This window comes from Hornefia porci (assembly GCF_001940235.1).
GTDB lineage: Bacteria > Bacillota > Clostridia > Peptostreptococcales > Anaerovoracaceae > Aminicella > Aminicella porci.
The window spans coordinates 1,909,611-1,921,971 of the sequence record NZ_MJIE01000001.1 but is presented as its reverse complement, the minus strand read 5'-3'; the positions used below and the strand labels follow the sequence as shown (position 1 = coordinate 1,921,971).

8 protein-coding genes and 1 pseudogene are annotated in these 12,361 nt (G+C 47.4%); 1 reads left to right on the top strand and 8 read right to left on the bottom strand.

Features of this window, described 5'->3' with window-relative positions:
* Positions 1-496: 496 nt before the first annotated feature.
* Positions 497-1,462, top strand: coding sequence for a calcium/sodium antiporter (locus BHK98_RS09030; protein WP_342718782.1), 966 nt, complete (start codon positions 497-499; stop codon positions 1,460-1,462).
* 13 nt (positions 1,463-1,475) lie between these two features.
* On the opposite strand, the pseudogene BHK98_RS09025 reads toward BHK98_RS09030, so the two are convergent.
* From BHK98_RS09025 to BHK98_RS08990, 8 genes and pseudogenes are all read right to left on the bottom strand, one after another.
* A pseudogene (locus BHK98_RS09025) lies at positions 1,476-3,157 on the bottom strand ([FeFe] hydrogenase, group A).
* Positions 3,158-3,207: 50 nt separating this feature from the next.
* Positions 3,208-5,061: an NAD(P)-binding protein gene (locus tag BHK98_RS09020; RefSeq protein WP_075713558.1), complete on the bottom strand. Its 1,854-nt coding sequence runs from the start codon at positions 5,059-5,061 to the stop codon at positions 3,208-3,210.
* 350 nt (positions 5,062-5,411) lie between these two features.
* The gene (locus tag BHK98_RS09015; protein ID WP_075713556.1) at positions 5,412-5,615 is read right to left on the bottom strand and encodes a hypothetical protein; all 204 of its coding nucleotides are present in this window, start codon (positions 5,613-5,615) and stop codon (positions 5,412-5,414) included.
* A gap of 208 nt (positions 5,616-5,823) precedes the next feature.
* Complete coding sequence (locus BHK98_RS09010; protein ID WP_075713554.1) at positions 5,824-6,816, bottom strand: dipeptidase; 993 nt, start codon at positions 6,814-6,816, stop codon at positions 5,824-5,826.
* A gap of 88 nt (positions 6,817-6,904) precedes the next feature.
* Positions 6,905-7,519: a substrate-binding periplasmic protein gene (locus tag BHK98_RS09005; protein WP_075713552.1), complete on the bottom strand. Its 615-nt coding sequence runs from the start codon at positions 7,517-7,519 to the stop codon at positions 6,905-6,907.
* Positions 7,520-7,577: 58 nt separating this feature from the next.
* A complete protein-coding gene (locus BHK98_RS09000) occupies positions 7,578-8,624 on the bottom strand; it encodes a 2,5-dihydroxypyridine 5,6-dioxygenase NicX family protein (protein ID WP_075713550.1) in 1,047 nt (348 codons plus the stop codon).
* 76 nt (positions 8,625-8,700) lie between these two features.
* A complete protein-coding gene (locus BHK98_RS08995) occupies positions 8,701-10,008 on the bottom strand; it encodes a cytosine permease (protein WP_075713548.1) in 1,308 nt (435 codons plus the stop codon).
* 285 nt (positions 10,009-10,293) lie between these two features.
* Entirely contained in the window at positions 10,294-11,931 is a 1,638-nt protein-coding gene (locus BHK98_RS08990) for a PucR family transcriptional regulator (RefSeq protein ID WP_075713546.1), read from the bottom strand.
* Positions 11,932-12,361: the final 430 nt, after the last annotated feature.

Genomic DNA, 12,361 nt, shown 5'->3' with positions numbered 1-12,361 from the left:
CGGTTACTCCCTTCCCGGTCTGACTCTTCCGTTATCGCTTCGTGAATTATTCTATAGCAAAAAGACAGTGTCTGTCTGTCTGTCTGTCTGTCTGTCTGTCTGTCTGTCTGTCTGTCTGTCTGTCTGTCTGTCTGTCTGTCTGTCTGTCTGTCTGTCTGTCTGTCTGTCTGTCTGTCTGTCTGTCTGTCTGTCTGTCTGTTAAGATTGTCCTTCTTTTATTATCGCCTGTCAAGATATTCTCACTCTCTTTCTCAACCATTACAATCGGCAATATCTCAATATATAAACGGCTCTCGCAACGCCGCGTCCCGCCGCACATTTAGCACAAAGCAGAACCTATAACCATTATAGCACGCTACGGTAAAAAATCCACCGAAGATTTTGAACTTAATCTCAGGCTCCCAGATACGCGTCAGTCGGTTCGCATGCACAGGTCAATCCGCCCCGGTTCCTCATTGACTTGACGGGAATCTTTCTATATAATACGGGTATGGAAATGCTGATAAACACAGGAATATTAATACTGGGGTTCGTGCTGCTGATTAAAGGAGCCGATTTTTTTGTGGACGGGAGCTCCTCCATCGCCAAAACACTGCTGATACCCCCGCTCGTCATCGGGCTGACCATCGTCGCCATGGGGACCTCGCTGCCGGAGCTGTCGGTCAGCGTCGTCTCATCACTGCAGGGGAACAATGAATTGTCCGTCAGCAACGTGACAGGCTCGAACCTGTTCAACCTCGTCGTTGTTCTGGGTGCCAGCGCGCTGATTCTGCCGCTGAACGTGGACGACCGGGTTCTGCGCCGGGACTTTCCCATCAGTATACTCTGCACCGCCGGCCTGATGATCATGTGTTACAAAGGCATGTGCATCGGCCGCTTCGCGGGCACTGTTCTGTGCGCTGCCTTTGTTCTCTACATCATATACACCGTCCGGGCCGCCACAAAATCCCGGAAGGCCAGGCTCTCTCAGCATGACGATGAGTTTCAGGAGGCTGCGCAGGAATACCGGATTCTGCCGATGTGGCAGTCGGTCCTCTATGTCGCAGGCGGCGCCGTCGCCGTCAAATTCGGAGGTGATTTCGTCGTGGACAGTGCCTCCTATATCGCCAAAAGCTTCGGACTTTCCGAAACACTGATCGGTCTGACCATCGTGGCCTGCGGCACTTCCCTGCCGGAGCTCGTGACCTCCATTCAGGCAACCCGCAAGGGCGAGCTCGATCTGGCCATCGGCAACGTAATCGGCAGCAATATCTTCAACATTCTGTTCATTCTGGGCGTAGCCGCCTTCCTCAGTCCTATCGCCATCGTCACGGCGAATCTGGTGGATATGGGCGTGCTGATCGTCGTGAGTCTGATCGTATGGGGCTTCTGCAGCACAAAAAAATCCCTCTCTCGGCGAGAGGGAGTCTTCATGCTCATCATGTATACAATCTACCTGGTTTACATTATTCTGCGAAAATAGTCGGGATCCCAGGCTACTGCTTCATCGTTTCAGGCGTCAGGTCCCAGCCCTCTACTTCGGTGTGGAGAAGCTGATGGGCCCGGCGGGAAAGAGGCTCGCCCAGGTATTCCAGGTAGGTCAGCTGCACGGTGGGGTTTTCGTGGGAGAATCGGCGAGGCAGGGTGCTGTCGATGTTATACAGCTCACCTCCGCGGATTTCCGCCATTTCCCGGCCGTCGTGTATCGGCTGTCCTCCGCCGCCGGCGCAGCCGCCCGGACACGCCATGATTTCGACGAAGTCGTACTCGACAGTTCCTGCCTTGATGGCGTTCAGAAGTCTTCTTGCATTGCCGAGGCCGTTGGCGACAGCCACCTTCATATGCGTTCCCGCCACGGTAAATGTGGCTTCCTTCCATCCGTTCATGCCGCGGACATTTTTAAAGGCGTCAGCCGGCGGATTTTCCTTTGTGATAAGGAAATACGCGGTGCGCAGAGCCGCCTCCATGACGCCTCCGGTAGCTCCGAAAATAACGCCTGCCCCGTGCCCTCGCCGAAGAAACTGTCGAAGGGCATCTCTTTCAGCTCGCCGGCGTTGATTCCGTCCGCGAGGATCAGGTTGTCCAGCTCGCGGGTCGTCAGGACGATGTCCACATCCTTGAATCCGGAGCCGTTCACCTGCTCCACATCCGCTTCATACTTCTTGGCCGTGCAGGGCATCAGCGAGACGGAAACGATTCTGGCAGGATCGACACCCAGCTTTTCTGCCATGTAGGTCTTGGCCAGCGCGCCGAACATCTGCTGCGGAGACTTGGCAGTGGAGAGATTCGGGAGGAAGCATGGGAATTCGCTTTTCACAAAGCGCAGCCAGCCGGAGCAGCAGGAGGTGAACATGGGCCAGCTGTACTTTTCTTTGTCCCCCATCCTCTTAATCAGCTCGCTTCCCTCTTCCATAATCGTCATGTCCGCCGAGTACACGGTATCGAAAACATAATCAAAGCCGATCTGTTTCAGCGCCGCAACGAGCTTGCCTGTCGTCTGCTCCACGCGGTGCAGTCCCGCCATTTCTCCCCAGGCGACACGGACCGCCGGAGCGAACTGCACCATGGTGATTTTGTCCGGATCCGCCAGCGCGTCCAGAGCCTCGTCCATGTCGTTGCGTTCCCGGAGAGCGCCCACCGGACAGTGAGTGATGCACTGTCCGCACAGGGAACACCGGGCCTCATCCATACGGACGCCGTTCCTCACGCCGACGCTGGTTCGCTGGGCGGTTCCCACCATCTCCCATACATGCAGATCCTGAATGTCGTCGCAGACCTGGATGCACCGCATACATTTAATGCATTTGGAGGAATTGCGGATCAGCGGGAAATGCCGGTTCCACCGAAATTTCTCTGTAATATCCTTATAAATCGGGTTGGCGATGCCGAGGTTTTTCGCGATGGTCTGCAGAGCGCAGTTGCCGCTCCTGGTGCAGGTCGCGCACTGGCAGTCGTGCTCCGAGAGAATCAGCTGTACATTCGTCTTACGGGACAGCCGGACCCTGGGGCTGTTGGTCAGAATTTCCATGCCCTCCTTCACCTCTGTGTTGCAGGCGGAGAGAAGCTTGTCCATTCCGGCCACCTCCACGACGCAGATCCGGCAGGCGCCGATCTCGTTCAGTCCCTCCCAGTAACAGAGATGAGGGATATCGATGCCCGCGCTGTGGGCGGCGTTCATAATCGTAGTTCCCTCCTGCACAGAGAGATCGATTCCGTTGATTCTTAAATTCACCATTTTACCTGCCTCCCTCCGCGGAACGCGCCAAGGCTGTTGCAGTCACACCGCAGACAGCGTCCCGCCTCCTGCACCGCCTCTTCCAGAAGCAGTCCGTTCTCGAAGCCGTCGAAATCCCTGTTCCGCTCATCCGGATAGCGGGACGTGAGCTCCGAGCGGCCGCAGGGTCTTTTGTTCTCCAGAAGAGGCTCGGGAATATCGATATCCAGCTCGATTTCATGATTATATCCCAGATAATTGTCGATGTTCGCAGCCGCCACCTTCCCCTGTGCGATGGCGTTCACTGCCGTAGACGGACCTGTGACGCTGTCGCCGCCGGCGAACATGCCCGGCGTTCCGATGACGCTCATGGAGGAATCGGTATTCAGTTTTTTCCAGAGGACAGAGACGCCGGCTTTCTCAAACACGTCCGAATCAATTTCCTGCCCGATGGCGCCGACAACCACGTCACACAAAAGTCTCTGTTCTTCTTTGTCTGCCGGGAAGGATCTGGGACGACCAGAATCGTCGAACTCGCCTACCTTCTGCGGCTTGATGACCAGCGCCGATACGTTGCCCTCCGGATCTGACTCGATCCGGACCGGCGTGCGGAGTTCCAGAAGGCGGCAGCCCTCTGCGATCGCGCCCTCAATCTCTTCACTCATGGCCGTCATATCCACCTTGCGGCGTCTGTAAACGATGTCCACATGGGAGGCGCCCAGACGCATGGCGGTACGCGCCACGTCCATGGAAACATTTCCGCCGCCGACGACGGCAACCCGTTTCCCTTTGAAATCCGGCATGTGATTGTCACCTATGGCACGCAGCATATCCACGGCAGAGTATACGCCATTGCTCTCCTCGCCCTCGATTCCGATCATTTTGTAGTTATGCGCACCGATTGCGACATAGACGGCGTCATAGCCGTCCACCAGTTTCCTGATGCTTTCCTCGTCATCGATGTTCACATTCAGCTTCACCTCTACGCCTGCCTTCAGAATCGCGCGGATGTCCCACTCCAGCCGTTTCCGGGGAAGACGGTAGCTGGGGATTCCGTAGCGGAGCATACCGCCCAGCTGTTTCCTCTTCTCGAACACTGTCGGATTGTGCCCCATCAGCGCCAGATAGAAGGCCGCGGTCAGACCGCTGGGGCCGCCGCCGACGATAGCGACCCGCTTGCCGGTATCCGGCATTCTGCGCGGAATCGGCACTTCGTCCGAACAGTGATCTACGGCGAACATCTTCAGTCCCCGGATGTTCAGCGGCGCGTCGATCATGTTTCTTCTGCAGTGGCTTTCGCAGGGGTGTTCACAAATCAGGGCGCACACGGTGGGGAACGGGTTATCCTTGCGGATCAGCCGCACCGCATCATCGTAGCGTCCGCTGCGGACCAGCGCCATATATCCCGGAATATCAACCTCCGCAGGACATTTGGCGATACAGGGGATAGAATGCCGGGTGTCCCTCAGATGGTCGGAGCAGCGGTTTTTCTCGATATGGGATATGTAGTCTTCCCGGAAGCTCTTCATTCCCTTCAGCACCATTTCCGCCGACTCCGACCCGATCGCGCAGTCCGAGGAATTCCGGACAGACTCTGCGGTACGCTCCAGAAGGATCAGATCCTCCATACTGCTCTCCCGGCTCAGATCCAGAATATCCTCGATGATGTTAATCATCTGTCCCACGCCCACGCGGCACGGCACGCACTTTCCGCAGGACTGAGCCTGACACAGCTTCAGAAACGACGCCGTCATATCCACGGGACACTGGCTGGGCGGGCTGGCCACGACACGGCGTTCCAGGTCCTGATACAGACGCTCCACCTCTTTCTGGGCCTGGTCTTTTTTCTTGAATTCAAGTCTGCTCATGTTCGGACTCCTCCTTTCACTTCTTTTCAGCCTCATTATATCACGGAAATTTCTTAAATGATATAAAAATCACAAAAAATAATCTATTTTTTAACAAAGTCTTCTTTCCCGTTAATTTCAATGGTCCTACGGGCGTGCAGGCAGCAGAAATTCCGGCTATGTACGATTGCAGAGAGGACGTTTTTTGTTCAGGACATCATAAAATGCAGGGGGGCTTCGGAAACCACCGAATCCCTCTGCACAGATATCAGACAGTGCCTGCCGGCGTACAGGCGCAGACCGGGCGCATGTCGGATGCGCATCAGAGCTGAATCGCTCCGCGCCGGCAGGCGGCAAGGCCTTACGGTTTTCTACAGCCGTCTTCCCCGCCGTGCAATCCGATTTCCGTCTTCCCCGGATTCTTTTTCTATCAGCCTGCAAACTCTCCTGATATAAAGCAGTACCGCAATCACCGCTATGACCAGCGCAACGACTCCTATAACGAATGCAACCAGAACTATGGTCGGCAGAATATCGTATATTCCCATATCTACCGGAACACCTGTCGTCTTCATCGTACTCATCCCCCTAGCATTAACATTGACAATAGCTAATATCCCTTGAGAAAAGTATAATTCATTTGCACAAATAATTCAAGTATTATTATAACTCTATATTTTATGAAAATCTCCATCATGCGTACGGTCTTCTCTGTCCATCCAGTATCTCTTTAAATTAATACCGATTCCTGTGCACACGTTATCGTAATGTCATCTGTGACATCTATTTCCAAACTTCTTTAAATACTCGATAGTAGTTTTTATATGCGATTTTGTCCAAATCTTCTTCCGAATAGCCGCGTCTACGGAGCACACCAATGAGGTTCTTTGCCTCCGCTTCATTTGCGATATCTTTACCGTTTGGATAATTCAAGTTTTCACTAAATGCGGAAAGCGCCCCCTCCTCTAGATAATCATCAAAATCAAATCCACAGCCTATGTAATCAATCCCAACCAGGTCTGCGATATAATCCACATGATTCGCTAAATGCTCTACGTCCTGTTCTGTGTATTCCTCAGCGATGAATTCTCTCATGCTGTTTATTCCAAGAAGTCCCCCGGTCTGTGCGATCGCATGGATCATTTCATCTGTAGCATTTCGCATAGCCGGACATATGGCCCGGACATTGGAATGAGATGCGATCACAGGTTTTCCATCCGCGATATCAATCACATCCCAGAAACTTTTATCATTCAGGTGAGAAACATCCATCACCATTCCAAGATCCTGGATTCGTTTCACCGCAGCTCGTCCGGTTTCTGTAAGGCCTCGATTTATATCTTGCGGCCAACCTGTAGCCAGTGCATTTTCCTCGTTCCATGTCAACATGGCATGGCGCGCACCTACCTCATGATATAAATAATCGATTTGGTCGATATCTTCACCAATTCCAGACAAACCTTCGATTCCTACCACCACATTAATCTTTCCCTCTTCAGTCCCTTTTGCAAAGTCCGCAAATCTTGTCACATAGTTGAGGATATCTTTAGAATCTTCCATTTCTCGCTTTATACAAGAGACAATCTGTTTAACTCTTGCGGCTGGATCCCTGTCATAAGGTGGATCGATCCAGATTACGAAAATTCCACCCCCTACTTCTCCTTCCTGGAACTTTTTTAAATGTCGATTACGAAAAATATCTCTCTCACCATGAGCAAGAATTCTTGTAGTCACATCTGTCCAAATATCCCCATGTCCATCAAAAATTTTACACATTTGTTACTCCTGTACTCCGTTCCTCATCTTATCCAAGGATCCTTTTGCAACTTTTTTATCCCTTATTCAAAAGTTGTTTTCGCACCTGTCACTTTTGTCGTTTTAATTCCAAATTAAAGTCATCTCGGACTTTTTGCGAATTGAATAACACATATAGGGGCCGTTCATAGGTGAGTGCCGTAACTGTATTCAATTCCATATCATCTGGTTTCACATAATTCTTAACACCTTGATCTACTACTCCAAAATCAATTTGTCCATGGTCTAAAGCTTTTAAAATAGCCTCTGTATCTTGGAAGAACTTTTTGTTTTCCTTTGGTAAGCAGTCAATTCTTGGCCCATTAGTAAATCCATCAATTACTCCGATGCGATAGTTCTTTAGATCATCATGACTCCAAATACCTGCCAACTCTTTTTTTGTAGTAATAACCTCGGTAACCGCACGTCGAAACATATCCGAGAGGTAAAATCTCTCCAAACGTTCCGGAGAATCCTGTGCCTGAAATAACACATCCATTTCCTTTTTTTCGAACAGAGGATATATCTCATTCCAAGGAGCAATGCTCATCTCCACACAATAACCTGCTGATTCCAAACAGTTTTTCACGATAAAGTAATCTGTTCCTACAAATGCTCCTTCATCATTTAGGTATTGGTAAGGGGGAAAAGGATCTGCGCAAACTTTCAGTCTTTTTTCATTCATCATACACTCCCATTTTTCTTGTAAAAGAGCGGTAAGTATTACCCACCGCAAAATCGATTTATTTCCCTAGTTTTTCTGCCAGTGTAACAAGTTCTGGCTCGACAAATTTTCCCTTTTCTAAAATCATTTTGCCATCCAGATAGATTGTACAATCTAAACAGATTCCATCGATATGACTCTTAGCTTCTCTAGGCACACCGCCAGAATAACAAGAGCCCTGATGTCCGAATCCCCATTCTGTACTTCCCCATACACGTTCATCTTCTGTAGTACAGCCTTCCAGTTTAGCATTAGGATTAACACCATAGCAGACGTGGGCCGCAATATACATATTCGGGTCATTCAGTTTCTTGTAATAGTCCTTCAATTTCCTGGCTTGTTCTCCACCAGTGATATCCTGAATTCTGCCTTCCTTTACGATATACTTTACCGGCTCCTTCAGTTTACCTAGTTCTGCGTCTCCCCCGCCGGAAATAGTGCCATCAAATGCAATAACTCCATTGATAGTCTCTTCCTTTGGTGCCCAGCCAATCTGACCAATCAAGAAATGACCTCCTGCAAAGCTATAGTCACACTCATTAGCAACCGGACGCTTCGTATGGTTCTCAAATGAAACATCAGTCCCCGCTGCATTGACAATTCTCATCTTCTTAGCGTGTTTAGTCATCCAGGCCAGTTTGTTCTGGAACGCCTTCTGTGCATCTAGATCCACTTCTCCGATGCAGCGAACAATTCTTTCAATACTCAGTCCACCTAACATAACCTGTCGAGTTCTCCCATTGGTAACGGCCTTGTCCCAGATCGGAGAGTACAGCAACCACTGATTATTCATTTCAATCCAGACATCAGTCTGATCTACACATGCTTTCAACGGATCCGGAAGGTACGGCATAGTCAGTGCTCCGTATCCCTTAGGTGTAGAATGCCAAGCCACCATGGTCTTGGCTCCCAAAACCTCCGCCGCTTTTGCCATTTCCTCTACAACATGAAAATCGGCGACAGAATCCACAGTAATCAAAACACTTTCTCCCTTTTTCACTTTGATAAGATCATTCATCAGTTTGTAACATGCATTTGCAAGTTCTAGATCCATTGGTTGTGGCATAATATACTCCTTTCATTCATGGATGTAATAATTTGCTGAATCGTACTTTGTTATATCACACTGTGATTTTTATAAACTACTTTTCGATCTCGTTGCCCAGAATGCCAATACCTTTTTCCCCAAACAGTTTCATAAAGATGTAGTAGACAACGATACTTACTGCAAGGGAGTTTATAGAAGCGATGCCCCAATTCACAGTAAAGCCTACGATGATCCCTCCAATCATACTGATAAATGCCCATAGGTTTACCTTGCTGTACTTTGTTCCTGGTCCGTATTCATATTTACGCTCACGTAACAAATAATAATCACAAATGATTGTCCCTGCAACCGGAGGGAGGCCAATTCCAAGAATACTCAACCATGTAGTAAAATAGTCCGCCAAGCCCATGGCTCCTACGAGTGTCGCTAGAACACCTGCACCCAATACAATCTGATGCTTGGTAAAGGGCAGACAGTTAGACAGACCGAGACTGGCCGTGTACAGATTATTATCATTGGTTGTCCACTGGGCGAGAATCAAAATGATAAGTGCTGCCGCGCCCAAACCCATTGCCAGGAATGCTACCGGAAGGTCGCTTTCACCGGTGGATGCTGCAATAATATATCCTGCCAAGATAACAAAAGAATTCGCAATCAAATACCCAAAGATTGTTCCTGCCCATGCGGTTTTTGGAGTCTTTGCGTACCGAGTAATATCAGACTGTGCCGCTGCACCTCCTGCAAATGAACCGACAATTGTAACCACAGCTGCACCGATTGTCATCGGTTTGTTCGGCGCAATGTTCAAGATTGTCGACAAACCTCCTGCATTTTCAACAGCTATGACACTTCCAACAGTAGCCAGAATAGCAATCAAAGGAACTGCCACATAACTTAACGCATTCAATCCTTTATATCCAAAATACGCGGTAATCATCATCAGAATTCCGCCCCACCCAGCTGCTACATATTTCTGAGTAATTACTCCTGCGTTGGGGAACAGTGCTGCCATAGTTGATCCAAAAAATCCAACCTGAACAGCAAACCATCCCAGCATGACCACTGCCAACAAAATCCCAATAAACTTGGATCCTTCCCGTCCGAAACTATGGCGAGCAAGCATCGCAGAAGCCACACCCTCCTTGGCACCAGCTGCACCGATAGCTCCTCCGTAAAGACTCAAAATAATATTTCCGATTACGACTGCAATAAGGGCGTTCTTGAAAGTCATGCCAAATGCAATTGCGGATCCCGTGTATAGTCCTGACATACAAATACAATACCCTGCCGCTACAAATGCTATACTCAAAAAACCTTTCTTTTCATCTTCAGGCACTCGACGTGTTGCATTATCGTTGTTATTAGCCGCAACTGTCACCTTTGTATCTGCACCGTTGCTCATAATGCCTCCTTTTCTACTAAATAATAATTACGCCTTTTAGAAAGCATAGTCTTTTTTTCTCTTTATTTCATCGGTTCAGAGAACACAAAAGAATCGTCCTTATGTGTGTTCACATATAAGGACGATTTATCACGACACTTTTTTAAATGCATATCATAAATCATGGTGCCAATTACATGTACTATTTATGGGCTCAGTCTAAAATTCGTAGTACGGCGAATTATTTGCACACAATTACAAGTTTTCCTTCTACGGCTATATTGAATAGCAAATTCCCATTATTTACTACAACACCCATGCGTCTCCTTTATAAATCATCAGGGCAATAGTGAAGTTTATTTCATACGGCATTTCAAAAGGAGAAATTCCGAGCAAACCAACGATTTTATTTTTTCGTTGCAACAACGTGTTTTTGTGAATGTAAAGTTCTTGTGACGCAGACTGCGTATTTTCTTTATACTTGATTAAAACAAATAGAGTTCGTAGAAGTTCTGTTCCGTGAATTTCATCATAAGAAATTAGCGGCTTCAATATTTGTTCGCCCACCGCTCTTGCGTTTTCGTCCAAACGTATTTCCTCCAATTTGGCGAAAAAATAAACTTCTTCATAATTCGTAATGCGATTTTCACCATAATATTTTCTTCCTAAGAGCGCAGCAAGTCTAGCCGAGTTATATGCTTCTGGAATTTCTCGTTCTAAACAAATCCTTTTGCTGATTCCTATAGAGGTTGAAAACTGCGAGCGATCCATAGTAATACTTTTTATCCGTTCGCAGAACTCAAGCATATTCATGCCCTCATCGACGAGGAAGAAAAGAATCATATCACTGCGCATTGCCAACCAATTAGATGAATTAAGCTTACAAATGTATTCCTTTAACCTTGGCAGAATCATTTGTTTAATATACTGTTGGATGTCTTTTTGTCGATTTGCCTTTTGCCGTTGAATAGAATTGATATTAATTATTACCATTCGATTTTTGTCATTGATGCAAACTTTCAGTGCCTTGGCACGATCCTCCGCATTTTCAGGTAACTGAAAATTCCAAATTATCAAGTCCGTCACGTACTCCTGCATAGCCTTGTCCCGATATTCTTCTGTACGATTCCTTCTTTTTAATACCAACGCTCCAGAGACCACTAATGCATCAATCAACGTTTCTTCCATTTCCTGTGAAAAAGTTTCAGCACCATCTAAGATAAATAAGCCAAAGAGGTTTTTCCTTGAACGAATTAACGCAACAAGGCAATGTCGACTTCCAATATCCATTATAGCATGGCCTGTCTCACTGCAGGTATAAAGAATATGGTTGAAATTTTCCGCAACAAAAAGCTCTTCCTTCTCTAACACTGCCTTATCTTGATCTGAAAACAGAAGCTTTCCGTAAGTGTTATAGTATGAAATTTTCTTTCTCAACCTTTTATTGATTCGTCCGAATATTACATTGTCATCTTCTTCGTCTACGATAATTCTTAAAATTTCATTCCGCAGCGGAAGATTTTTGTCTCCAATATCGCTATTGTCGCTTGTCTCTGACAGGTTATCCAGTATCGGCCTCATGATATCAATGTAAGAAACATCACTATTTCCCTGAAGAAGAGGGAATCCCGCTTCATCACACATACGAATAATTTCACTATCGATTTCTTGCACCCAGGTGCCTACATAGCACAATACCAAGCCGCAACATCCACAACCAATTAATGTATTGACAACCTCTTTCTGTTTTTCGATATCATCAAATATTGCATAAAAAGATGTGATATACAACTGATTTTTAAGTGCCCACTTGGAAATATCGCTGTTTGCAACTTCCAATACACTTACACTTTCGAGAGGACGATCCAGTCCATTCTCTCCTGCAACCACCGTTGCATCAGACAGTCCCCCAAAAGACAATGCTCTACGTATCGTTAATGCCATACTACCATACTCCTCGAAAATAGATAATAGCCAAACAGTTTGCTTTACTGTCTGATTAAAACTGTATCAACGTCTTGAAAAACTTTCTATATTACACAATCCTGCTCCTTTAAAAGTAGACATCCTTGCTTCACCTTTATTCATTCTAAACAATTGCTAGGGACAGTATATCACACTCACACCAGAAGTGGCACGCCTTTAACTGAGTGATATTTCTGTCAAAAAATCAATTTCCTGCATTTAGCCATCATATTTCCCCGCCACACATCATTCCCGTCGTACACTGTTTCTCACTGCACATCGTTTCACGTCCGTTCGCCTGCTCCTCTCATGTCATCCGAAAATATTATCCGGAAAAATTTCACTTATTTTTCATCTGTTCAAGGTTTATTTAAGGTAGACTGCATATTCTTTTGTCCATAGAGATAAA